Source organism: Bradyrhizobium sp. NAS80.1 (assembly GCF_001908205.1).
Lineage (GTDB): Bacteria > Pseudomonadota > Alphaproteobacteria > Rhizobiales > Xanthobacteraceae > Bradyrhizobium.
This window is the reverse complement of record NZ_LGHL01000114.1, coordinates 25,405-49,475: the sequence shown is the minus strand read 5'-3', so window position 1 is coordinate 49,475 and position 24,071 is coordinate 25,405. Positions and strand designations below refer to the sequence as shown.

Genomic DNA, 24,071 nt, shown 5'->3' with positions numbered 1-24,071 from the left:
AAGACCCGTATTTTGCCGGTGACTTCTCGCCAAATTCATTCAAGAATGGCGCCGGTTTGGACCGGGCGTGCCCGGCAACTTCCACAGGCGATCACCCGCGAGGTATCTCATGAAATCACTGAAGCTCATCGGTCTAGCATTCGGCGCATCGATCGCTCTATCGAGCGCGGCATTTGCCCAGGATGTTACCATCGCAGTCGCCGGTCCAATGACCGGCGGCGAGTCCGCCTTCGGCCGCCAGATGAAGAACGGCGCCGAGATGGCCGTGGCTGACCTCAACGCCGCTGGCGGCGTCAATGGCAAGAAGCTCGCGCTCGACGTCGAGGATGATGCCTGCGATCCGAAGCAGGCGCGCTCGGTTGCCGAGAAGATCGCCAGCGCGAAAGTGCCGTTCGTCGCCGGACACTATTGCTCGTCGTCGTCGATCCCCGCCTCCGAAGCCTATGCCGACGGCAACGTGCTCCAGATCACGCCGGCCTCGACCAACCCAGCCTTCACAGAGCGCAAGCTGTGGAACGTGGCGCGCGTCTGCGGCCGCGACGATCAGCAGGGCCTGATCGCGGCGCAGTACATTGCCAAGAATTTCAAGGGCAAGAACATCGCGATCCTCAACGACAAGACCACTTACGGCAAGGGCCTTGCCGACGAGACCAAGAAGGCGCTCAACAAGGCCGGCATCACCGAGAAGATGTACGAGTCCTATAACAAGGGCGACAAGGACTTCAACGCGATTGTCTCGCGATTGAAGCGCGACAACATCGACCTCGTCTATGTCGGCGGCTACCATCAGGAGAGCGGCCTGATCCTGCGCCAGATGCGCGACCAGGGCCTCAAGACGATCCTGATGGCCGGCGACGCCCTCGCCGACAAGGAGTACGCCTCCATCACCGGCCCGGCCGGCGAAGGCACGCTGTTCACCTTCGGTCCCGATCCGCGCAACAAGCCGACCGCGAAGAAGATCGTCGAGGCCTTCAAGGCCAAGGGCATCGATCCCGAGGGCTACACGCTCTACACCTATGCGGCGATGCAGGTGTGGTCGCAGGCGGCCAAGAAGGCCGGCAGCACCGACGCCAAGAAGGTCATGGCAGCAATGAAGGCCGGCAAGTGGGACACCGTGATCGGCCCGATCGAGTATGACGCCAAGGGCGACATCAAGCAGATCGACTACGTCGTCTACAAATGGGACGCCAAGGGTGGCTACGCCGAAGTCAGCGGCCAGGGCACCTGAGACAGGCGGGCTGACCCTTTAGCCAGATCAATCGCCAAAGCGCCCCGGTTCGCCGGGGCGTTTTCTTGTGTCAGACCGCTTGCGCAGGCTCGAAGGCTGCGGCCTGGCTCTGCGCAATCTTGAGCGCGCTCAGGAGGTCGTTCGGCCGAAACGGCTTTTGCAGGCAGACGACATCGGCCAGACCGGGCGCCTCGCCCATGAAATCCAGCGCGGTCATACCGGAGACCGCCACGATCGGAAAAGCGGGGAACCGCTCGCGGATGGCGGCCATGACATCCACGCCGCTGGTATCGGCCAGGAAAATGTCGACAATCGCGGCATCGAAAGCGCCCTCGCCGAAGGCCTTCAGGCCGGCCGCGCCGCTCTCGGCCTCGACCACGTCATAATGGTTGACCCGGAGCACCATCGCGATCATGGCGCGGACGCCCTTCTGGTCGTCGATCACGAGGACACGGGCCATGGGAACAGCTCTCGAATTGCTATCATTAATTGGTTCAATTCACTGCAAAAGGACGGCAAGGCAGTATGAATCCGTCCAGTAAAGCCCTCCTTACCAATTACCCGCTCCGAGCCTTCCCTTAAGTTAAGTAAGCTGTAACCTTCGGTTGAGCCGCAAGCGCTTTCTGTCACGATACGCGCCCGGAGCCGGCTACCATGGAGGAGCGGCAGCCCGGCTGGAAGAGATTGACGTGCGAGACCACCATGCCGGCTTACGAGAGATCAACGTGCTAGCGCCCAACGACCGAAGCACATTCCTTTCGACCATGCCGGCTACGCAGGGCGATCGCATTGCAGCTTTGGCGATCGTCGGGATTTCCGCGATTCTGTTCGCGCTGGCCGTGCCGTTCGCGGGCGTGCCGCTGTTGCAGGTCCCCGCCTTCGTGGCGAGCTATCAATCAGCGCTCGCAGTCATCGACATCATCACCGCCGTTCTTCTGTTGTCGCAATTCGCAGTGCTGCGCAGCCGCGCGCTGCTGGTGCTGTCGACCGGCTATCTGTTCACGGCGGCGGCCACGGTGACCCACGCCCTCACCTTCCCTGGCCTGCTCACCCCGACCGGACTGTTCGGGGCGGGCTCGCAAACCACAGTCTGGCTCTACATGATCTGGCACGGCGGCTTCCCGCTGTTCGTGCTCGCCTATGGCTGGCTGAAGGACGACAGCAATGGCGGCAACAGGATTACGGGCTCGGCAGCGCCGGCGATCGCGGTCTCCGTCCTCGGCGTGCTCGCTGCGATGACCGTCTTCGCCTGGCTGGTAACTGCGCAGCACGGCCTGCTGCCGGTCCTGCTGAGCGAGGGCCACTACACCACCACCATGATCGGCGTGGCTTCTTTCGTATGGTCGTTGAGCTTCGCGGCGCTGATCACACTGTGGTTCCGCAAGCCGCACACGGTGATCGACGTCTGGCTCATGGTCACGATGTGCGCCTGGCTGTTCGATGTCGCGCTGTCCGCAATCGTCAACGTCGTGCGCTTCGATCTCGGCTTCTATGCCGGCCGGATCTACGGCCTCCTCGCCTCCAGCTTCGTGCTCGCCGTGCTGCTTGCCGAGAACGTCCGCCTCCAGGCGAACACGGCGAGCCTCGTTGGCCGGCTGCGCGAACAGTCGGCGACTGATCGCGACTATTACGGCAGGCGCCTGGCACTTTACGGCGCCGTGGTCGAGTCCTCCAACGATGCCATCATCACAAAATCCCTCGACGGCATCATCACGGGCTGGAACAAGGCCGCTGAGCGTTTGTTCGGCTACTCCGCCGCAGAGGCCATCGGCAAGCCGATCGACATCATCGTGCCGAAGGACCGCAAGCCCGAGATCTGGAGCATGCTCAACCGCATCAGCAGCAACGAGTCGATAGCCCGACACGAAACGGTCCGCGTGCGAAAGGACGGCCGTCAGCTCGACGTCGTGCTGAACGTCTCGCCGCTGAGGTGGGACAGCGGAGAAATCATCGGCGCCTCCGAGATTGCCCATGACATCACCGAAGAGAAGCAATCGCGAGAGAAGCTGCGCCGCGAGATCGAGGAGCGCCAGCGCATCTTCGACACCTCGCAGGACCTGATTCTGGTGACCGACGGTTTTGGCAATTTCGTCCAGGTCAGCCCGAGCGTGAAGGACATCCTCGGCTATGGCCCGGAAGACCTGATCGGCCACAACGCGACCGAGTTCATTCACCCTGATGACCTCGAGAACACGCGGGGCGAGATGCGCGCGGCGCGGCGTGGCCAGGTCAAGCGCAGCTTCGAGGCGCGCTACTATCATTACGACGGCCACGAGGTCTCGCTGAACTGGATGGGCACATGGTCCGAGCCGGCGAGGCGCCATTTCTTCATCGGCCGCGACCTCACCGAGAAGCAGGCCGCCGAGGCCCAGTTCAGGCAGGTCCAGAAGATGGACGCCATCGGCCAATTGACCGGCGGCGTCGCTCACGACTTCAACAACGTGCTGACCGTCATCACCGGCACGATCGGCATCCTGTCCGATGCGGTGGCCGACCGTCCCGAGCTCGCCGCCATCACCAAGCTGATCGACGACGCCGCCGAGCGCGGGGCGCAACTGACCAAGCATCTGCTCGCCTTCGCCCGCAAGCAGCCGCTCCAGCCGCGCGAGATCGACGTCAATGCGCTCGCGCTCGAAGCGGCCAAGCTGCTGCATCCCACCCTTGGCGAGCAGATCACCATCGTGCCTCAGCTCACGGAGGACGCCTGGCCGGCGCTGGTCGACCCCGGTCAGCTTTCCACCGCGATCCTCAATCTCGCCCTGAACGCGCGCGACGCCATGCCCGGCGGCGGCACGCTGGTGCTGGAAACACGCAACATCTTCCTGGACGACGGCTATGCCAGCATGAATGCCGAGGTGGTTGCCGGCAATTACGTGATGATCGCGGTCAGCGACACTGGCAGCGGCATTCCGCCGGACCTGCTCGATCGGGTTTTCGATCCCTTCTTCACCACCAAGGAGGTCGGCAAGGGCACGGGCCTCGGCCTCAGCATGGTGTTCGGCTTCGTCAAACAGTCCGGCGGCCACATCAAGATCTACAGCGAGGAAGGCCACGGCACGAGCGTGAAGATCTACCTGCCGCGCTCGAGCGGCGTGCTGGAAACCGAGTTCGAGTCGCTCCAGAACGTGCCCATCACCGGCGGCGACGAGAAGATCCTGATCGTCGAGGATGACGCGCTGGTGCGGCAATATGTCGTGACGCAGATCAAGAGCCTCGGCTATGTCGCGCTCGAAGCCGCCAACGCGGCGGAAGCCCTCACTATCATCGATGCCGACAAGAACATCGACCTGCTCTTCACCGACGTCATCATGCCGGGCGCCATGAACGGTCGCCAGCTTGCCGATGAGGCGGCCCGCCGCCGCCCCGATCTGAAGACGCTGTTCACCTCGGGTTACACCGAGAATGCCATCGTCCATCACGGCCGGCTTGATTCCGGCGTGCTGCTGCTGGCCAAGCCCTATCGCAAATCCGAGCTCGCCAAGATGCTGAGGATGGCGCTCGCCAGTTGAGCCCGCCGTGTCCGTGCGCTATCGCTGATGCCTGCAGCGCATGGAGTGGCGGCCTTGAAAAATCTACTGACCGATATCGCCGGCGTCCGCGTCGGCCATGCCGACGATGCGAAGCTCGCCTCGGGCACGACCGCGATTATTTTCGATCATCCGGCAGTCGCGGCGATCGACGTCCGTGGCGGCGGTCCCGGCACGCGCGAGGGTGCCCTGCTCGATCTCGCCAACACGGTCGAGCGCGTCGATGCAATCGCGCTCTCCGGCGGCTCGGCTTTCGGCCTCGATGCCGGCGGGGGCGTTCAGGCCTGGCTTGCCGAACAAGGCCGCGGCTTCAAGATCCGTGACGCGGTGATCCCGATCGTGCCGGGCGCAATCATGTTCGACCTGCTCAACGGCGGCGACAAGAAGTGGGGCCGCTTCTCGCCTTATCGCGATCTCGGCTACGCCGCAGCCGCTGCCGCCGGCACCGACTTTGCGCTCGGCAGCGTCGGCGCAGGCCTGGGCGCCACCACGGCCACCTTCCAGGGCGGGCTCGGCTCTGCGTCGGCCGTGACGGCGAACGGCGTCAAGGTCGCCGCGATCATGGTCGTCAATGCTGTCGGCAGCGTCGCCGTCGGCGATGGGCCGTGGTTCTGGGCCGCGCCGTTCGAGGTGAACGGCGAGTTCGGCGGACGCGGGCTGCCGTCGCGATTCACGCCGGACATGCTGGCGATGCGCATCAAGGGCGGCCCTGCCGCGAGCGAGCGCGAGAACACGACGATCGGTCTCGTCGTCACCGATGCGATCCTGAGCAAGGCCCAGGCCAAGCGCCTCGCGATGATCGCGCAGACCGGATTTGCCCGCGCGATCTATCCGGTGCACGCCCCGCTCGACGGCGACGTGCTGTTCGCCGCTGCGACCTGCGAGAAGCCGATCGAGCCGCTGGTCGAGCTCACCGAGCTCGGCATGGTCGCCGCCAACGTAGTCGCGCGCGCGATCGCACGCGGCGTCTACAGCGCGACCGCGCTGCCATTCCCCGGCGCGCTGCCGGCGTGGAAGGACCGGTTTGGCGCGTAGCGCGGTTCCCACATATCAGTTGTCATCGCCCGGCGAAGACCGGGCGATCCAGTATTCCAGAGACACTAGTGATTGAATCGAGAGGCCGCGGCGTACTGGATGCCCCGCTTGCGCGGGGCATGACAGGGAAGGAGTTTAGACGCTCATCGACATCGATGAAGCCGTGGATCCCGCCGAGGCCTGAGCCTGGCGCTGCATCATCTGTCCGAACCAGTCGTAGGGCGAGTTGCTGCCGCCGTTCGCACTTGAAGAGCTGGAGGCGCCGGGAACAGTCGTCGACATCTTGAAGCCGTCGGCATAGGTGACGGTGGTGGTGGTCGAGCCGTCGGCGTTGGTCGTCGTGGTCGCGGTCGACCCGCCGCTCGACTGCGACGAGGAATTCGAACCGCTGCCCGGCGCATCGCCCGAGCCGCCGGCGCCTTGCGCGTGATGGTGGCCGTGATGGCCGCTCTTCAGCGCCTTCGACATCTCATCCAGGCTGACGCTGCCGTCGGAATTCGAATCCAGCTTGGAGAACACGTCATCGGCCTGCGCCAGATTGGTGCCGCCGGCCCCCAGCGCTTTCTCGAATTCGGACTTGGTGATCTTGCCGTTGCCGTCCGCATCGATCTGCGAGAACAGGTCCTTGAGCGCAGCATCCCGGCTCATCGACGTCGAACTCGATGAGGTCGAGCTGACCGTGGTGCTCGTGCTGTTCGTCGACTGGCTCTGCGCGGCGAACAGCGCGTTCATCGTCTCCGGCGAGATCTGCGGATATTTGCCCGAATTGACCGACGAGGTCGCGCCGCCGGTCGTGCTGCTGCCGCTGTCGATCGCGAACGGATTGGTCGCGCCCTGTGAAGATCCCGTCTTCTGCGTCGACGACGACTTCGAGTTCGTCAGCGACTGGATCACGTCGAGCGCGCTCGATACTGCGCCAAGCGCAAACAACATTGCACAACTCCAACCGATGCGGCATGCCGCGGCCAATGTCCCGGGGAGGAAGTCAGCAAGCCCCGTGCCAGTGCAAAAAGCTCAATAAAATCCGCCTCCACTGCACTTGGCTGTCCTTGACCGGGCCCGGGAACACCGGCAATTCGTGCCGGTCGCGGCAGAATTTTCCGCCTACAAGAAGAAGCACGCCGTCCCTGCATTGCCCGCCGCAGGTGCCCATGTTAGGCGAGGCCCATTCTTCTTTCGGCCGCCACGGGAAAACGCGCCATGACCCAAGCCTTCACCCCCCGCCCCCTGGCAATCGCGCCCTCGATCCTGGCCTCGGATTTCTCCAAGCTCGGCGAGGAGGTGCGCGCCGTGGACGCCGCGGGGGCCGACTGGATCCATCTCGACGTGATGGACGGGCACTTCGTTCCCAACATCTCCTATGGCCCCGACGTCATCAAGGCGATGCGCCCGCACACCAAGAAGATCTTCGATGCGCATCTGATGATCTCACCCTGCGATCCCTATCTCGAGGCCTTCGCGAAAGCCGGCTGCGACCACATCACCGTGCATGCGGAGGCTGGTCCCCATCTGCACCGCTCGCTCCAGGCGATCCGCGCACTCGGCAAGAAGGCCGGCGTCTCGCTCAATCCGGGCACGCCGATCAGCGCGCTCGAATACGTCATCGACCTGGTCGACCTCGTGCTGGTGATGTCGGTCAATCCCGGCTTCGGCGGCCAGGCCTTCATCCCTTCCGCGATCGGCAAGATCCGCGACATCCGCGCGATGACGGCGGGGCGACCGATCGACATCGAGGTCGATGGCGGCGTCGGTCCCGACGTCGCAGGTCCCCTGGCCGCCGCCGGCGCCAACGCCTTCGTCGCCGGCACGTCCGTGTTCAGGGGCGGCACGCAGGAGGCCTACAAGGCCAACATCGCGGCGATCCGCAACGCCGCCGCCGGCGCACGCGGCGAAGCGATCTGAACCACACGATCGCTCGACACAACGGCAAGAGAACGGCAAGAGCTGCGGCCCTTGCCGCGATGCAGCGCGCAATCCCTAAAATTGCAACCTTAATCCGTACTCCAACGGACTTCCCTGAGTCGCGCAAATCACTGCAAGTGATTCCTGCCTGTTTTCGCGGGAGCACATCATGACGACGACCCTGGTTTGGACTGGCGTGGCGTTGTGGCTTGGTTTCAGCGCGTTTGTTGTGTTCGGCCCGACGGCCGGACCGGTGCAGGTCCCGGCACGTTCCGCACGCACCACCCGTCGCGGTCGGATCTGACGCCGGCAATAGATTGTTATCTGGACTTAAGACTGATGAAACCGTACTGCCCGAACTGCCTGAAGGAAATGACCAAGGCTTCCGCGTCGCGTAGCCTCTTCAACTGCGAGCCCTGCCGCGAGATCATTCAGTACTTCGGCGGCAGCGCAGATCACGGCGAAGCCGGCCCGCACTTCTCCTGGCCGATCCGCCGCAAGCAAGCCGGCCGCATCGCTCACGCGGTCTGAGCCTTTCTCCGAAACGCTGGGGGCTATCCGGCCGCCTCACCGGCGTCAGCCGCATCCGCGGCGAGCCGCGGCGGCCGCACAACAGTGACGGTGCAGACGGCTTCCGACGCCACCTTGGCCGAGACGCTGCCGAGCAGCGAGCGCCTGAACGAGCTCTGCCGTGCGCCGATAATGACATGGTCGACCTGGTTGACCTCGGCGAACTCCAGCAGCGCAGCGGCGGGATCGATCGCCTCCAGCACGTGAACCGATAGCCGGCTCTCGTCGAGCTTGAGCGGTGTCGCCCAATGCCTGAGCGCCACCAGGCGATCGACATGCTTGTTGGAGCCCTGCTCGTCCAGCGTCTTGTCGATGGCGATGCGATTGAGCTTCAGCACGTTGACGCAGGCGAGCCGCGCTGACGGCAGCGTGGCGAGAATGCGCTCGGTCGTGACGCGCAGTGCTTCGTTCAGCTCCGGCGCGCCTTCCACCGTGTCGAGTGCAACCGCGAGGATCGGGCTCGATGCTATCTGCACTGCGACGTCCGATTTGGCGCGCGGCGCCATGACGCCCTGGTTGAAGCGGCGCCGCCACGCGACGCTCCACGGATCGCGCTTCAGCCGCTCCGAGCGCGCGGTGAGTTTGACCTGGTCCGGATGAGCGAGATCGAAAGCGAGCTGCGACGCAGTCGGATAGCGCCACACCGGCTCGATCTCGAGGCAGCGCAGCACCACCTCCTGGAGCCAGGGCGGAAAGTCGCTGCGCAGCTTGCGCGGCGGATGCGGATCGCGCCAGAGCCGGCGCCGCATCGCGCGCAGCGTCTCGCCCTCCCCGAACGGGCGCTCGCCCGTGGTGAAGAAATAGAGCAGCACGCCGAGCGAAAACAGGTCGCTGCGCGGATCGTCGCGCACGCCCAGCAGCCGCTCCGGCGCCATGTAGGGCGCGGTGCCGTAAGGCAGGCGGAACTCCTCCTGCAAAAGATCCGGCAGGTGGTTGTGATGCGACAGGCCGTAGTCGATCAGCACCGCCTCGCCGCTGTCGCGGAACATGATGCTGCTCGGCTTGATGTCGTGATGGATCACGTTCTGCCGGTGCAGATCGGCGAGCGCGGTCGCGATCCTGGCGACGAGCTGCCGCGCCTCCTCATAGGGCAGCGGCAGGTCCGGCAGCCGCTTGTAGAGCGTCGTGCCGACGATGCGCTCGATCACGACATAGGCCTGGTGCGCGAAATCCCCGGTGCCGAAACAAGACGGCACGTGCGGACCGGCGAGCCGCGGCAGGATCATCATCTCCATCTCGAAGGAGACGATCGCGGCGGGGTCCTCGCCCTCCGACACCCGCGGGATCTTCATCAGCAGCGGCACGTCGATGCCGGGATGGGTGACGGTCCACAGCGTCGCCATGCCGCCGGTATGGACGCATTCGCCGATGGTGTAGCCGTCGATCTCCGCGCCGGGCTTGACCAGGGGCTTCGGCATTGTCGTCAGCGCCCCTGCGAGAGCCGGTCGGCGAGCCAGGGCGGCAGGCCATTTTCGCGAATGCGGCCCGCGGCGGTCTCGACGTCATAGGGCGCGCGGCAATAGGTGATCTCGCACGAGACCGTGTCGAACAGCACGAAGGCCGCGGACGGATCGCCATCGCGGGGCTGGCCGACCGAGCCGAGCACGGCCAGCCATTGCCGCCCGCGCAGAAGCTGCACCGAGACATCGGTCTTGGGCACGAAGCTCGTCATCTTCGCCGTCACCGACATCGAATAGAGCGCAGGGCGATGGATGTGGCCGCAGAAGGTGACATGGGAGGGCGTCGAGATCAGGCTGCGCGCGGCATCCGTCGTCGAGCGGACATAGTTCCAGTGCGACGGACTTGAAGCTTCTGAGTGGACGTAAAGACGTTCCTTCTCCTGCACCACCATCGGCAGCTCGGCCAGGAAGCGCCGCTGCGCCACATCGAGACGCCCGCGCGTCCATTCGATCGCGATCTGCGCCTCGGCATTCATGGTCTCGGTCGTGGTGTTGACAGCCTCGTCATGGTTGCCTCGGACGGCGATGGCGCCCTCCCTGACCAGACCCATCACGGTATCCACGACCCATTCCGGGTCGGCGCCATAGCCGACGAAGTCACCGAGCAGGACGAACCGCTCCGCGCCACGCGCGCGCGCGACCTTCAGGCACGCCTCGAACGCCTGCCGGTTGCCATGGATATCCGAGAAGACAGCGAGAAGCACGCACCCTCCACCCTCAGACCTTATTGGGAGCCGATAAAGCCAATTTGAGGGACATCAACAAGATGCGCCAGCACGGCGCTGTTTTCCAGCGTCGGCGTGGCGAGATGGTGAAGGGCCTATTGCTCGTCCTTAGGCGGCATTCGGGGCGGCGGCAGCGGCGTGAACACGACGCCTTGTGCGCCGGCCGGCGGGGCGATGAATTCGCCAGTCGAGGAATCGCCGCCACTGGTCTCGAGGACGGTCTTGGGCGTCACATACTCCCGGACCATGTCGATGAGCGAGCCCTCGCCGCCGCCGAAATCGGCGGCGCGCCCGCCCTGCGGATGCCCGGCCGCGATCTCGTTCTGCGCGGCATGGGTATTGTCGGCCAGCCTGTCATCGTAGGGCACGCGGAAGGCCCGCGGGATGCCGCTTGGGCGATTATCCTCGTCGAGCTGCTCGACCCAGAGATAGATCGAGCCAGGATCGCCCTCCAGCGAATGTGGCTCGACGATGCGCGCCTGGAGCAGCTTGAAGGAGGTAGGCAGCCTGTCTGCGCTGGCCCAGCCGAGCAGTCCGCGCATCTCGGTGAAGCTGACGACATAAAAAGCGCTGGTCACGACCACCGCGACCGCCTTCAGCGACCAGTGCAGCCGCGCATAGACCAGCACGACCAGCAGCAGCGCGCCTATGACGGCGTAGGCAACCGACAAAGAGAGGATGACCGTCTGCAAATCACTCACGGCGCACCCTCACCCGTGTGTTCGGGTCGATATCGGCGCCGTTGCGCCAGCTGCTACGGAACGTCTCGAGCAGCGATTTCGGTCGCTGGTCCACATTGACGACCTTGCCTTCGGCGTCGAGCCGGAACCGCACAGCGGTCTTCTCGTCGCCGGTGTGGTCAAGCGTGAACTTGTTATCGAAGACCACCTGCGCAGTCGGATTGAGTTTTTGCACTTTCACGTTGGCCGTCACAGGCTCGCCGGTCGTGGCAACGAAATGCGAGACGTTGACGGTGTATTCGCCAGCGAGGATGCCGCGCACCGTGACGATCTCCTCGCGGATGGGCGATGCGATCTTCTTGCCGTTGACCATGATGAAGTCATTGGCCCCGCCGCGGTCGTCGCGGTCGAGCGTGAGGAAGCCGGCCTCGCGGTGGCGATACCAGGCGATATTGCCGGCGGGATCCTGCACGAACAGGTCGAGATCATCAGGGTGATTATCCGGCCAGTCCAGCGTGATCATGAACTCCGCCTTGGAGTCGATCTTGCCGTCCTTGGCGTCTGGAGAGACCGCGAGCAGCGCGAGGAAGAACAGGAAGGCGATCACCTGGAGCGCCTTAAACAGCATCACGCCGAGCGGATCGAATGGCTCCTCGCGCGGATAGAGACCGAAATCATCCATCATGACGCCGTTCCAGCGCCCTTGCGCTCCAACACCGGCGTCACATAGGTCTCGGTCAGCACCACCGCATCCGAGAACACCCGCTGGGTTGCGGCATCGAGCATGTAGTACTGGATGCGGACCAGGATCGAGCCAACGAGGCCCGCCAGCGTGGTGTACATCGCGACCGCCATGCCGTCGCTCATCAATCCCATCGAGGACCGCATCGCGACCTTGTCGGCGGCGTCCAGCCCCGCGATCGGCGCCAGCATGATGATGAAGCCGATGATGGTGCCGAGTAGGCCAAGCTTCATCAGCGTGTCCGAGACGAAGGCGCCGAAACCGTTGGAGCCACGCAGCCGGTCGGCCAGCGTCCGCAGCAGCAGCGTCTGGTCGACCGGGCGGTAATCCTGCGCGGCGGCCTTGGTGACGAGGCTTTCGATGTGGTCGCGAACCAGCCCGCGCGGCAGCGATGCTGCGCGGGCATCGAGCACCTTGCCGCCGTCGGGCGACGCCAGCACCGCGCGGCAGCGCCGCGCCGCCGCCCCCTCACGGGCAATCGCCCGCGTGCGCAGGAAGCAGTGGCCGCAGGTGACGACATAGAGCACCGCGATGACGCTGGAGATGTAGGTGCGGTCCGAGGTCAGCATCAGATGGATCAGGCCGAAGCGCCACAGCAACACGACGGCGAAGATCGAGAGCCCGGTGAAGATCATCCAGAACAGGAGCGCACTGCGCTCGGATGGGTCGGTTGCGGCGTCCGCAATTGGTCCAATCGTCATCGAACTCATGCTGCACTGCTCCCGGCTTGCAACGATTGGCCTGCAACGATTCCCCGCCGATTAGATCAAAGCCGCAGCGCCCGGTCCAAAGAGCCATGCCCAATCCGGCTTGGGAAATTTGCCCGAGCTGCAATCCTGCTGTTCCCCGCAATTGGCAAGGCGCGGCGGCATTGTTAGGCTGATCTTACCAAACGTCGGGGATGACCGCATGCGCCTCGTGCTTCAGCTTGTCGCCCGCCTGCTTCTCATCGTCGTGCTCTGCCTTGGAGCCGCGACAGTGTGGGCCACTTTCGACGCCTATCGCAGCGTCGACCGGGCAACTGCAGCCTCGGCACAGCGAGTCGCGCAGGCGCTTCAGGCTCTGTACTGGCACGAGTTCCTGTTGCGCAGCAGCAGAACGCGCGAGCATCTCCTGCCGGTTCCGGACTGGCGCACGCTGGAGACGATGAAGCTGATCTCGCCCGGCGTCTGCGTCGAGTTCCAGCCTGCAACAGCGTTCGAGAAGCCGCTCTGCGGCCAGAGCGAGGGGCTAGGCAAGACTCCGCCGCGCTGGTTCGCCGCCATTGTGCCGACTTTCCTCGGCAACCACGCCGAAGTGATACGGCCGGTCAGTCCGCGCGCCGCGGCCGCCGGTACGGTCGTCGCCACGCCGGATGCGGCCGCCGCCATCTCGCTGGCCTGGGAGTATATCCTCAACGTGATCGACGTCGCGCTGCTGATGGCGGTGGCGATCGCGCTGCTCGCTTCGCTCGCGATCGCGCATGCGCTGGCGCCGGCGCGCGCGATCGTCACCGCACTCCAGCGCATGGCGCGCGGCCAGTATCGCACAAAGCTGCCGCGCTTCCGCTCCATGGAGCTGGCCATGATCGGCAGTGCCGTCGGCGAGCTCGGCGGCCGGCTGGAGGAAGCCACCGAACAGCGTACGACGCTGACGCGGCGGCTGATCGAAATCCGCGACGACGAGCGCCGCGCGCTCGCCCGCGAGCTGCACGACGAGTTCGGACAGAATCTCTCCGCCATCCTCGCCTTCGCCAACACGATCGAGACCGCGAGTGCGAAGGAGAACCGCGACGGCAGCATCGCGCAGGATGCGCGCATGATCTCGCAGGCCACGCATCATCTGATGGCCTCGCTCCGGGATGCGCTGAAGCGGTTGCGCAACCCCCTGCCTGAGCAGCTCGGGCTCGAGGCGAGCCTCGTCAACCTCGTCGACAGCTGGCGCTCGCAGAGCGCGGCGCGACCGACGATCCAGCTCGACCTCCGGGGCAATCTTGCGGATATCAGCGGCCCGGCCGCCACCACGGCCTATCGCGTAGCGCAGGAATGCCTGACCAACGCTCTGCGTCACGGAGCAGCACATGAAATCTCGTTGCGCATCGAGCGCCGTGCCGGCGAGGACGACGCGCTGCTGATCCGGATCGAGGATGACGGCGGTGGCGACGCCGCACGTGTTGCGCAGTCCACCGGCTTCGGCCTTACCGGCATCCGCGAGCGCGTGGCCGCTGCCGGCGGATCGCTGTCGATCGTGCCCGCAAGTCGCGGCCTGAGCGTCGCCGCGACCATCCCGCTCGCCGCATGAGGCCGACATGAGCGATGTTGCAGCAACAGGCATCTCGGTGCTGCTGGTCGACGATCATCCGATCGTCCGGCAGGGTTACCGGCGTGTGCTGGAGAGCCAGGGCGATCTCCATGTCGTCGCGGAAGCCGACAACGCCGCGGATGCCTACGGCGCCTTCAAGGCGCACGACCCTGATGTCGTCGTGCTGGATATCTCGATGCCCGGCGCGAGCGGGCTGGAGGCGATCCGCAATATCCGCGCGCGCACCCCGCGGGCGCGCATTCTCGTCTTCACCATGCACAGCGAAGCGGTGCTGGTGAAATCAGCCTTCAGCGCCGGCGCCAGCGGCTTCGTCACCAAGAGCAGCGAACCGTCGGCGGTGGTGACCGCGATCCGCAGCGTTGCCCGCGGCGAACGCGCCATGAGCGACGATATCGCGCATATTCTGGCCGAGGAGAGCCTGTCGCCGACCGGCTCAGTGCTGGATCAACTGGGCGAACGCGAGATCGAGATTTTGCGCCAGTTCGCCGGCGGCGCCACCACCGAGCAGATCGCCGCGCATCTCAATCTCAGTGTGAAGACGGTTCAGAACTACCACTATCTGATCAAGACCAAGACCGGCGCGCGCACGGACGCGCAGCTCGTGCGGCTCGCGGCGACGTGCGGACTGACGAGGATCTAGCAGCAGAGCTGCCGCATTCCCTTGAAGCTTTTCAATCTGCTGGGCGGATTGGAACGGAGACCATCCAGTTCCGGTTAGTAGCAGAGTGAAGGGAGTAGAACGTCATGAGCAAGGGTCATCACAAGGATCATCACAAGGCAGTCGCCCATCCCCCGATCATCACAGTAGGCGAGCTCATCGACGAACTTTGCCGCCTGCCAGACACGGCGGTCGTCCACTTCCGCTGCCCCATGCTCGATCAGGAGCTAACATTCTACCGCCTTCGAAAGCGGTCAAAGGACGCCGTCGAAATCGCGGTCAATGTATATCCGGAAAGTCCGCCCGTTGTGCCATCGTCCGACCCGGCCTTCCACGCGCGTGGACGCTCAACGTCCTCGCCACCGGCTCACAATGGCGCCCCTCTTCACAAGGCGAGAGGTTGATCGGCGCGCTTTGAATGCAGCGGTTTAACCCGCCTTCAACCCGCGCAGCAATAGTGCGAGCGTCGCATCGACGCGCGCCGGCAGCTCGGCATCCTTCCACTCGTCGGCATGAGCCGGGTGGTGGAAGCGGCTGGTGGCGTCGAACAGCGCGCGTGCGGTGACCTTGACGTCGGCCATTTCGAACACGCCCTGCTTCACGCCGTCTGACAGGATCGCCGCGATCTGGTCGATCATCGTGTCCTTGTGACACCTGACGGCCGCGCAGGCCTCGCGGGCCAGCGTCAGATAGGTCTCGAACATCTCGGGGTCGTCGAGGACGCGCGAACGCTTGGCCGCGAACAGCGTGCGCAGCCAGCGGTCGAGCCGCGCCGGCGCCGGTCCCTGTTCCTTGACGATCGCCAGCAACGGCGCGTCGATGCGGTCCAGCCAGCGTTTGGCGACGGCCTCGCGCAGCGAGGCCTTGCTCGGGAAATGTCGATAGACACTGCCGTGGCTCACATCGAGCGCACGGGCAACGTCAACCACGGTGGCCTTGGCAAGTCCGTAGCGCCTGAGCACGTCCTCGGTGACTTCGAGGATCCGCTCCGGCGTCAAGACAACGGCTTCATTCATGCCAGCACCATGTTCCCGTTCAGGGCTCAGTTACCCGGCGACGGAGCTGCTCCCGAAGCGCCCCTGTCGTCTCGGAAAGCTCTCGCCTCAAGCATGATCCGGGAAAGTGTGTAGCGGTTTTCCGACAAGATCATGCTCAATTCTTAATGAGGCAGTTTTGCAGCCTGCGCCGCGATCTGGCGCGCGACCAGCAAATTGAGCCAGTGCCCAATCGTGCCGGTGAAGTTGATGATTTCGGTCGTCATTTTCTATCTCCACTCATCCACGGCCCTCGCCCTTCGATAGCGACCCTCGATCCGAGAGGTATTCAGATGTCGGGCGCCCCCTGGAGGTGACCGCGGGACGCCCAATCGGAGCGTCCCAGAACGGATATACACGTCTCGCTGACAGATTTCAATATCTGTCATTCAATGATCCGTGATTGACAGTCAATATTTGCGGCCGGTCCGCGCCACCGCCTGGTTGGCTGGGCGATGGCCCGCCGTGGGCTCAATAGTCCCCGTCCAGCCCGATCATCCCCCGATACCTTGCCCATGCCGTTTGTTTCGCCCTCCACGCTCTGTTAAATCACGGCGTAAAAAGCATTTTGGCCGGTGCCGCGCCCTCTCAGGCCGCCCGCCCACCTTCCTGGAGTCGTCAGATGATCCCCCGTTATACCCGCCCGGAAATGGCCTCGATCTGGGAGCCGCAGACCCGGTTCAAGATCTGGTTCGAGATCGAGGCGCATGCGGCGGACGCACTGGCCGAGCTCGGGACGATCCCCAAGGAAGCCGCCAAAACGGTCTGGGCAAAGGCCAAGAACGCCACCTTCGACGTCGCCCGCATCGACGAGATCGAGCGCGAGACCAAGCACGACGTCATCGCCTTCCTCACCCACCTCGCCGAGATCGTCGGCCCCGAGGCGCGCTTCGTCCACCAGGGCATGACCTCCTCCGACGTGCTCGACACCTGCCTCAACGTCCAGCTCACCCGCGCCGCCGACCTCCTGCTCGCCGATCTCGACAAGGTGCTCGCCGCGCTGAAGAAGCGCGCGTTCGAGCACAAGATGACGCCGACCATCGGCCGCAGCCATGGCATCCATGCCGAGCCGGTCACCTTCGGCCTCAAGCTCGCTTATGCCTATGCCGAATTCTCGCGCGCCAAGGAGCGCCTGATCGCCGCGCGCAAAGAGGTCGCGACTTGCGCCATTTCCGGCGCCGTCGGCACGTTCGCGCAGATCGACCCGCGCGTCGAAGAGCATGTCGCAAAGGCGATGGGCCTCGTCCCCGAGCCGATCTCGACGCAAGTGATCCCGCGTGACCGCCACGCGATGTATTTTTCGACCCTTGGCGTGATCGCCTCCTCGGTCGAGCGCATCGCGGTGGAGATCCGCCACATGCAGCGCACCGAGGTGCTGGAGGCTGAAGAGTTCTTCTCGGAGGGACAGAAGGGCTCCTCCGCGATGCCGCACAAGCGCAACCCGGTGCTGTCGGAGAACCTTACCGGCCTCTCCCGCATGGTGCGCGCCTATGTGACGCCAGCGCTGGAGAACGTCGTGCTCTGGCACGAGCGCGACATCTCGCACTCCTCCGCCGAGCGCATGATGGGCCCGGATGCCACCGTGACGCTCGACTTCGCGCTGGTGCGCCTCGCCGGCCTGATCGACAAGCTGCTGGTGTACCCCGCCAACATGCAGAAGAACCTCGACCGCCTCGGCGGCCTCGTGCACTCCCAGCGCGTGTTGCTGGCGCTCACCCAGAAGGGCGCGAGCCGCGAGGACGCCTACAAGCTGGTGCAGCGCAACGCCATGCCAGTCTGGCGCGGCGAAGGCGACTTCCTCCAGCTTCTGAAGAAGGACACCGAGGTGAAGAAGTATCTCACCGACGCCGAGATCGAGGAGCAGTTCGACCTCGGCTATCACCTCAAGCACGTCGACACGATCTTCAAGCGCGTGTTCGGCGAGAGCTGAGCACGCGTCCGTAGCCCGGGTGAGCGCAGCGATACCCGGGAAGCCACGCACAGAGACCCGGATGTCGCTTCGCTCATCCGGGCTGCAACAATCAAAAACGGAAACCCCCATGCCCATCGTCAATCGCGTTGCCGCCCTCTCCGACGAAATGGCCGCCTGGCGCCATGACTTCCACGAGAACCCTGAATTGCTCTACGAAGTCCACCGCACCGCCGGCATCGTCGCCGACAAGCTGCGCGAGTTCGGTTGTGACGAGGTGGTGACGGGCATCGGCCGCACCGGCGTTGTGGGCGTGATCCGCGGCCGCAAGTCGGCCTCCGGCAAGACCATTGGCCTGCGCGCCGACATGGACGCGCTGCCGATCATGGAAACCGCCGACGTGCCTTACGCCTCCAAGGTGCCTGGCAAGATGCACGCCTGCGGCCATGATGGCCACACCGCCATGCTGCTCGGTGCCGCCAAATATCTCGCCGAGACACGCAATTTCGACGGCACCGCGATCATGATCTTCCAGCCGGCCGAGGAAGGCGGCGGCGGCGGCAAGGCCATGGTGGACGACGGCCTGATGACGCGCTGGAACATCGAGGAGGTCTACGGCATGCACAACATGCCGGGCCTGCCCGAGGGCCATTTCGCAACGACTCCCGGCGCGATGCTCGCGTCCTCCGACAACATCAAGATCACCGTCCACGGCAAGGGCGGCCACGCCGGCGCGGGTCCGCACAAGGCTGTCGACAGCGTGCTGATCGGCTCGCAGATCGTCAACGCGCTGCAGTCGATCGTGGCGCGAAACGTCGATCCGCTGAAGTCGGCGGTGATCTCGATCACGCAATTCCACTCGGGCACCGCCTTCAACATCATTCCCGAGACCGCAGAGCTCGCCGGCACCGTGCGCACGCTCGACCCCGAAGTGCGCGATCTCGTCGAGCGCCGCATCGGCGAAGTCGCAGACAGCGTCGCCCGCGCCTATGGCGGCTCGGCCGAGACCGTGTACACGCGGATGTATCCGGTGACGATGAACCATCCGCGCGAGGCTGGCCTCGCCGCCGATGTCGCCCGCGACATCGTCGGCGCCGAGCGCGTCAACGACAAGTTCATCCCCATGATGGGCGCCGAGGATTTCTCCTTCATGCTCGAGGCGCGCCCCGGCGCGATGGTCCTGGTCGGAATGGGCGACGGCAACGAGTGCCATCACCCGGCCTATGTCTTCAACGACAACATCCTCGGCCACGGCGCGTCCTACTGGGTCCGGCTGGTCGAGACGCGGATGCCGGCGGGCTAGGCCGTACATGCGCGGCTGTAGCCCGGGTGAGCGTAGCGACACCCGGGAAGGCACACGTTGATTGCACCTCTGCCCCGGATGTTGCTTTGCTCATCCGGGCTACGGATTTCGACCCAACCGCTTACGCCTGCACCACCTCGTGCCGCATCACGAATGGCGCGAGCAGCGTGTGCACCTCGCCCGCAATTACCTCGCGCTGGTCGGCCGGCAGGCCCGTAAGCGTCACGATGGCGATCGAGCCGTGGCTGCCATGGGCGCCGACCTTCACCTTGCAATCGATGCCGCGCGCGACGAGCGGCGCCAGCACCTTGGCGAAGACGCGCTGCGCCGCGTCCCAGCGCAGTTGCGGCTTGAACACCTTCCCGACGCCGGTCACCGGCATCGGATCGATGGGAATGACCTGAACCGGAACGGCGGCGCGCTCCGGCGTGCGCTCGCGCACCCACGCTTCGAGCTCGCCTGACTCGACGGTCGCGCCCGGCTTCAACTGCACGTAACCCACCGGCAATTCGCCGGCATAGGCGTCGGGCTGGCCGACCACCGCGGCGAAGCCGACGGCGGGATGGCGAAACATGATCTCCTCGATCGGCGCCGGATCGATGTTGTGGCCGCCGCGGATCACGAGGTCCTTGGCGCGGCCGGTGATCCAGAGATAGCCGTCGGCATCCAGCCGGCCGAGATCGCCGGAATTGACCCAGACCTCGTCGACGAAGGCGCCCTTGTTGTGTTCGTCGTTGAGATAGCCGCCGAACACGCCGGGCCCCGCCATGATCACGACGCCGATCTCGTCCGCCGCGCAATCGCGGATCAGGCGGCCGTCGGCATCGATCTGCACGACGCGCACGCGCGCGTAGGGCATCGGCAGGCCGACCGAGCCAAGCCGGATCGGCCGCGACTGATAGGCGAGCGTGTGCACGCTCGATGTCTCGGTCATGCCGTAGACCTCGACCACCGGCAGCTTCAGCTTATCCTGGATCGCGGAGCCAACGGCGACGGGGATCGCAGAACCACCACCCGCGGCATATTTCAGGCTGGAGATGTCGGCATTGCCCGGCGGCACCCCGAGCGTTGCGGCAAGCACCGTCGGCACGCTCGACAGCGCCACCGGCTTGAACCGCTCGACCAGTCCCCAGATGTTCTTCACCGCATTCGGATTGCGCCAGCCGCCCGGCGACAGCACGACCAGCGAGCCGCCGGCCGATAGCGTCTGCAGCACCTGCGTCAACGATCCGCCGACGTGAAACAGCGGCATGCCGAACAGCATGTTGGTACCGGGCTGCGACTTCAGCAGCAAATTGAGCGCCCAGGCCTGATAGACCTGATTGGCGTGGGTGTGTCGCACCAGCTTCGGCGTGCCGGTGGTGCCCCCGGTGTGGAAATAGGCGGCGATGTCGCTGCCAAGAATCTTGCGCCCGCTGACAAACCGGTCGGACGGCTGCTGCTTGATCAGATCGTTGAAGGCATAGATGCCGTTGGCGGGATCGCCACCGCCAGCCACTTGCACGACCGCCTTGAGGTGCTTGAGCTGCGGGCGGATCTGTTCGACCTTCTGCCAGATATCGGTGCCCGGCATCGGGCCGAGCGCCACCAGGATTTTCGTATTCGCGGCCTCCAGGATCTCGGCGATCTGGTGCGGCTCGAGCAGCGGATTGACCGGATTGGCGATGCCGGCGGCCTCGGCGCCGAACAGCGTCACGAAGGCATCGGGTAAAAGCGGCAGCATGAAGCTGATGACGTCGCCCTTCTCCGCGCCGAGCGCATGAAACATGTTGGCGGCTTGCGTCACGCGCGCGATGAAGTCGCGGTGAGTGATCACGACCGGCGTGTCGGCCGGATCGGCATTTTGCAGGAACTGGATCGCCGCCCCGTCGGGATTGCACGCTGCGCCGAGCTTGATCGCATCATAGGTGCTCTCGGCAGCGACGCGATCGGCGTAAGGGACCTGCTCGAAGGCGCGGACCTCCGCGTCCGTCGCCAGGTCCGGATAGTCGTCGCCAATCAGCCGATCGAGCGTGTGGATGCCCGCCATGGAATTCCGTCCTCCCTCTGCGCATTTCCCCGCCCCGTGTCTTTTGACATTTTGGTTCAGGCGAGACCCCGACCGATTTGCCGGTCGAGCGGAAACACAATGAGGCATGATTTGGCGTTCGTCTACGACCAGACCGTCGCGGCTATCAAGCTAGGCCCGGACGGCGTTTGAACCTCGGAGCCCGATCCGGGGACCAAGAATTGCGGGACCGCATCGCACCGCCGATCCTCGCGCTCGCCATGACATCGGTGATTTTGGCATGCGGGCACCTTACCCTTGTCGATCAGCAGGTGATCCAGCCCGCCTTCAAGCCATAAGGCGGAGATCAACCATGCCCCCCGCCGGGGCGGCCGGGTCCGTCCACGACGCCGAAGCCCTAAAGGCGCGTCGAATCACGTGCACGCGAGGGTCATACGCACCACCAACGGGCAATTGCCGAAACCACTGATCAGGTTAAAATTTGCCTCTTGCGGCAGGACGGCCGGAGGCTTCATTCAAGCGGTCGTCATCCGATCTCGGCTATACGAAACACCGACCAGGACCGAAGGCCTTACGCGGGGATAATACCATGCCGTCCGGCAGCGCAGACATTTCGTCGATCCTCGACCGCATTCTCGACGCGGCAACGGATAACCTCAGAATCGCGAAGATCCTGGTCCAGATGGGCCTCGATCCAAACGACGTCACCTGGGACGCGATCTTCAATCGGCTGCTGGACATCTTTGTCCACAACATCACCCTGGCCAATCTGTTCGCCACGGTCGGCGCCATCTTCTTCGTTGCCACCCTCTTGATGCGGACGATGGTGCCGCTGCGCGTCGCCAACATGATCGGCTGCGTGTTCTTCTCCATCTTCGGCGCGCTCACCGCCAACGTCGCGACCTTCCTCCTCTATCTTCTCTTGCTTCCGATCAACGCCCTGCGCCTGCGGCAGATGCTCAAGCTGGTCAAGAAGGCGCGCCATGCCGCCGAAGGCGACATGTCGATCGAATGGCTCAAGCCGTTCATGACCGAGCGCAAATATCGCCGCGGCGACACGCTCTTCAAATTGGGCGATCCAGCCAACGAGATGCTCCTCACCGTCACGGGCAAGTTTCTGGTCAAGGAGATCAACGTCGAGATTATGCCCGGTGCGCTTATGGGAGAGCTCGGCTTCCTCACACCGGACAATCGGCGCACTGGAACGATCGAATGCATCGAGGACGGACACGTGCTGACGATCACCTATGACCGTCTGCTCGAGATCTACTTCCAGGATCCGCAGTTCGGCTATTACTTCCTGGTGCTGACCAGCCAGCGCCTGCTGCAGAACATCGACCGCCTGCAGAAGCAGCTGGCCACGGAGCGGGCGGCCGCCACAAACAGGATCGCTTGATCGACGCCCGCACTCAGCTCAAGAGCAACGCCATGTCGGGATCGCCCTTCTCCATCGCCCGCCGATATGCTGCCCGCTCGCCGATGCGACCGAGATATTTGATCACGTTGGGACAGCGCGACAGATCGTAAGGCTGGAAGTAGCGCATCGTCGTGAGCGAAAAGCCCGTCATGATGTCGGCGGTGGTGAAGGTATTGCCCGCCAGATAGTCTGCGGAGCGGACCCTTGCATCGACCAGATCGAAGGCGCGGTCGACGCGCCCCCTGGTCGCGACCAGCATCGGATTGTCCTCTGCGAGCTTGAGCCTGTTCAGGATCATCAGCCGGCCCATGCCGGCTTGCAGCGTGCCGTTGGCGAAGTGAAACCAGTACAGAAACTGTGCGAAATCAGGATCGTCAGGACGGAGAACGAGGCGGCCGTTGCCGTATTTGGCGATGATGTAGTCGACGATGGCGCCGGACTCGGCGAGCACGAGATCGCCGTCGGTGATGACGGGCGCCGCCCCGATCGGGTGCAGCGCCTTGTAGTTGGGCGGTGCCAGCATGGTGGCGGGATCGCGCGTGTAGCGCTTCAGCTCGTAGGGAATTCCCAGCTCCTCGCACAGCCAGACGATGCGCTCGGACTGCGACTTGCCGAGATGATGGACGCTGAGCATGGCGCCTCCTTCGACCGCGGTTTGGATCAGCCGTGACGCCACATCTTACTCCGTCATGGGGCGCGCAGCATCTCGCTCTCGTGCCCCGGACGCAGCGCAGCGTCACTTCGACGATGCGCTGCAGAGCCGGGGCCCATGCGGCCGTGAGCAAACCGTCCGGCTTCGGTCCCGGCTCTGCACAGCAGCGTTGCACGCTGCCGCGCGTCCGGGACACGAGCTCCCTACCCCGCCTCGTCCGTCACCATCCGCGCGACGACGCGGTCGCGGCGGACAAAGTGGTGCCACAGGGCCGCGACCACGTGAATCGCGATCAGGGCAAGCAGCACATAGGCAAAGAGGATGTGGCGGTCCTCATAGGCGCCCGCCGCCGCACGGTCGGGAGAGGTGAATTGCGGCACGTGAAACATGCCGAAGAAGTCCGAATAGTCCGGCGTGCGGGCGCCGGAATGTGCCCAGCCCAGCATCGCAACCAAGATGACCACGAGATAGAGCGCACCATGGCTGACATGGGCTGCGATCTTCTGCCAGCGCGAGGTCTCGGCCGGCAGGGCGGGCGTAGGGTTGATGATGCGCCAGACCAGGCGCAGCACGGTAAGCAGCAGGATCACATAGCCGATATCGGCATGAATCGAGCGGTAGAAGAAGCGGTCGGGACGCGCCGGGATATGGTTCATCCACCAGCCGAAGCCGATCATGCCGATGATGGCCAGCGCCAAACCCCAGTGCAGCCACCGGGAAACGCTGCCCCAACCGGCATTTGTGTTTCTGATCATGTCGGCTCCCCGGAGTTTTGCAGATATGTCCCCGTCCGCAGCGGAGCACCTCTGCTGCTGATAGCGGGAACACGCGGCGATCGCGAAATTGAATCGTTCCAAACTGGCGCCGGGCGGCCCCGCCGTAAAACCGCCCCAAAAACCGAATGGTAACCATGACGAGCT

At 64.6% G+C, this 24,071-nt stretch carries 22 protein-coding genes; 11 read left to right on the top strand and 11 right to left on the bottom strand.

The window, feature by feature from the left end; translation table 11 throughout:
• Window positions 1-109: 109 nt before the first annotated feature.
• Window positions 110-1,228 (top strand): branched-chain amino acid ABC transporter substrate-binding protein, encoded by a 1,119-nt coding sequence (locus AC629_RS24785; protein WP_084807562.1) that lies wholly within the window; start codon window positions 110-112, stop codon window positions 1,226-1,228.
• A 70-nt stretch (window positions 1,229-1,298) separates the two neighbouring features.
• On the opposite strand, the gene AC629_RS24780 is transcribed toward AC629_RS24785, so the two are convergent.
• The gene (locus AC629_RS24780) at window positions 1,299-1,688 is read right to left on the bottom strand and encodes a response regulator (protein WP_084807561.1); all 390 of its coding nucleotides are present in this window, start codon (window positions 1,686-1,688) and stop codon (window positions 1,299-1,301) included.
• 304 nt (window positions 1,689-1,992) lie between these two features.
• On the opposite strand from AC629_RS24780, the gene AC629_RS24775 reads away from it, so the two are divergent.
• Window positions 1,993-4,737 (top strand): PAS domain S-box protein, encoded by a 2,745-nt coding sequence (locus tag AC629_RS24775; RefSeq protein WP_084807560.1) that lies wholly within the window; start codon window positions 1,993-1,995, stop codon window positions 4,735-4,737.
• A 54-nt stretch (window positions 4,738-4,791) separates the two neighbouring features.
• The gene (locus AC629_RS24770; RefSeq protein WP_084807572.1) at window positions 4,792-5,790 is read left to right on the top strand and encodes a P1 family peptidase; all 999 of its coding nucleotides are present in this window, start codon (window positions 4,792-4,794) and stop codon (window positions 5,788-5,790) included.
• Between the two features lie 135 nt (window positions 5,791-5,925).
• On the opposite strand, the gene AC629_RS24765 is transcribed toward AC629_RS24770, so the two are convergent.
• On the bottom strand, window positions 5,926-6,723 hold the full coding sequence (locus AC629_RS24765) for an EF-hand domain-containing protein (protein ID WP_084807559.1): 798 nt from the start codon (window positions 6,721-6,723) through the stop codon (window positions 5,926-5,928).
• Between the two features lie 267 nt (window positions 6,724-6,990).
• Between AC629_RS24765 and rpe the strand changes: the two genes are divergently transcribed.
• From rpe to AC629_RS24755, 3 genes are all read left to right on the top strand, one after another.
• A complete protein-coding gene (gene rpe / locus AC629_RS24760; protein ID WP_084807558.1) occupies window positions 6,991-7,692 on the top strand; it encodes a ribulose-phosphate 3-epimerase in 702 nt (233 codons plus the stop codon).
• Between the two features lie 169 nt (window positions 7,693-7,861).
• A complete protein-coding gene (locus AC629_RS49915; protein ID WP_283847654.1) occupies window positions 7,862-7,996 on the top strand; it encodes a hypothetical protein in 135 nt (44 codons plus the stop codon).
• A gap of 35 nt (window positions 7,997-8,031) precedes the next feature.
• Window positions 8,032-8,223: a hypothetical protein gene (locus tag AC629_RS24755; protein ID WP_084807557.1), complete on the top strand. Its 192-nt coding sequence runs from the start codon at window positions 8,032-8,034 to the stop codon at window positions 8,221-8,223.
• A 23-nt stretch (window positions 8,224-8,246) separates the two neighbouring features.
• Here the strand turns inward: AC629_RS24755 and AC629_RS24750 are convergent, their stop codons facing one another.
• The 5 genes from AC629_RS24750 to AC629_RS24730 all read right to left on the bottom strand — a co-directional run bounded on the left by AC629_RS24750 (window position 8,247) and on the right by AC629_RS24730 (window position 12,579).
• Window positions 8,247-9,680, bottom strand: a complete 1,434-nt coding sequence (locus AC629_RS24750; protein ID WP_084807556.1) for a bifunctional serine/threonine-protein kinase/universal stress protein — start codon at window positions 9,678-9,680, stop codon at window positions 8,247-8,249.
• Window positions 9,681-9,685: 5 nt separating this feature from the next.
• Window positions 9,686-10,426: a metallophosphoesterase family protein gene (locus AC629_RS24745; protein ID WP_084807555.1), complete on the bottom strand. Its 741-nt coding sequence runs from the start codon at window positions 10,424-10,426 to the stop codon at window positions 9,686-9,688.
• Window positions 10,427-10,542: 116 nt separating this feature from the next.
• Window positions 10,543-11,148: a hypothetical protein gene (locus AC629_RS24740; protein WP_084807554.1), complete on the bottom strand. Its 606-nt coding sequence runs from the start codon at window positions 11,146-11,148 to the stop codon at window positions 10,543-10,545.
• The gene (locus AC629_RS24735) at window positions 11,141-11,812 is read right to left on the bottom strand and encodes a DUF2135 domain-containing protein (protein WP_084807553.1); all 672 of its coding nucleotides are present in this window, start codon (window positions 11,810-11,812) and stop codon (window positions 11,141-11,143) included. Before AC629_RS24735 ends, AC629_RS24740 begins: the two co-directional genes overlap by 8 nt.
• A complete protein-coding gene (locus tag AC629_RS24730) occupies window positions 11,809-12,579 on the bottom strand; it encodes a MotA/TolQ/ExbB proton channel family protein (RefSeq protein WP_084807552.1) in 771 nt (256 codons plus the stop codon). Before AC629_RS24730 ends, AC629_RS24735 begins: the two co-directional genes overlap by 4 nt.
• A gap of 199 nt (window positions 12,580-12,778) precedes the next feature.
• On the opposite strand from AC629_RS24730, the gene AC629_RS24725 reads away from it, so the two are divergent.
• Window positions 12,779-14,149: a sensor histidine kinase gene (locus AC629_RS24725; RefSeq protein WP_084807551.1), complete on the top strand. Its 1,371-nt coding sequence runs from the start codon at window positions 12,779-12,781 to the stop codon at window positions 14,147-14,149.
• Between the two features lie 7 nt (window positions 14,150-14,156).
• Window positions 14,157-14,810, top strand: coding sequence for a response regulator (locus AC629_RS24720; protein ID WP_084807550.1), 654 nt, complete (start codon window positions 14,157-14,159; stop codon window positions 14,808-14,810).
• A gap of 446 nt (window positions 14,811-15,256) precedes the next feature.
• Here AC629_RS24720 and AC629_RS24710 read toward each other — a convergent pair whose 3' ends face one another.
• On the bottom strand, window positions 15,257-15,844 hold the full coding sequence (locus AC629_RS24710) for a TetR/AcrR family transcriptional regulator (RefSeq protein WP_084807548.1): 588 nt from the start codon (window positions 15,842-15,844) through the stop codon (window positions 15,257-15,259).
• Window positions 15,845-16,484: 640 nt separating this feature from the next.
• On the opposite strand from AC629_RS24710, the gene purB reads away from it, so the two are divergent.
• Window positions 16,485-17,792, top strand: a complete 1,308-nt coding sequence (gene purB, locus AC629_RS24705) for an adenylosuccinate lyase (protein ID WP_074122510.1) — start codon at window positions 16,485-16,487, stop codon at window positions 17,790-17,792.
• Window positions 17,793-17,901: 109 nt separating this feature from the next.
• A complete protein-coding gene (locus tag AC629_RS24700; protein WP_084807547.1) occupies window positions 17,902-19,074 on the top strand; it encodes a M20 aminoacylase family protein in 1,173 nt (390 codons plus the stop codon).
• Between the two features lie 121 nt (window positions 19,075-19,195).
• Here AC629_RS24700 and AC629_RS24695 read toward each other — a convergent pair whose 3' ends face one another.
• Window positions 19,196-21,103: an acyl-CoA synthetase gene (locus AC629_RS24695; protein ID WP_084807546.1), complete on the bottom strand. Its 1,908-nt coding sequence runs from the start codon at window positions 21,101-21,103 to the stop codon at window positions 19,196-19,198.
• Between the two features lie 568 nt (window positions 21,104-21,671).
• Here AC629_RS24695 and AC629_RS24690 point away from each other — a divergent pair.
• Entirely contained in the window at window positions 21,672-22,478 is an 807-nt protein-coding gene (locus tag AC629_RS24690; RefSeq protein WP_084807545.1) for a Crp/Fnr family transcriptional regulator, read from the top strand.
• A 13-nt stretch (window positions 22,479-22,491) separates the two neighbouring features.
• Here the strand turns inward: AC629_RS24690 and AC629_RS24685 are convergent, their stop codons facing one another.
• Window positions 22,492-23,133, bottom strand: coding sequence for a glutathione S-transferase family protein (locus AC629_RS24685; RefSeq protein ID WP_084807571.1), 642 nt, complete (start codon window positions 23,131-23,133; stop codon window positions 22,492-22,494).
• Window positions 23,134-23,354: 221 nt separating this feature from the next.
• Window positions 23,355-23,906 carry a cytochrome b gene (locus AC629_RS24680; protein ID WP_084807544.1) on the bottom strand — a complete coding sequence of 184 codons (552 nt, stop codon included), beginning with the start codon at window positions 23,904-23,906 and terminating at the stop codon, window positions 23,355-23,357.
• Window positions 23,907-24,071: the final 165 nt, after the last annotated feature.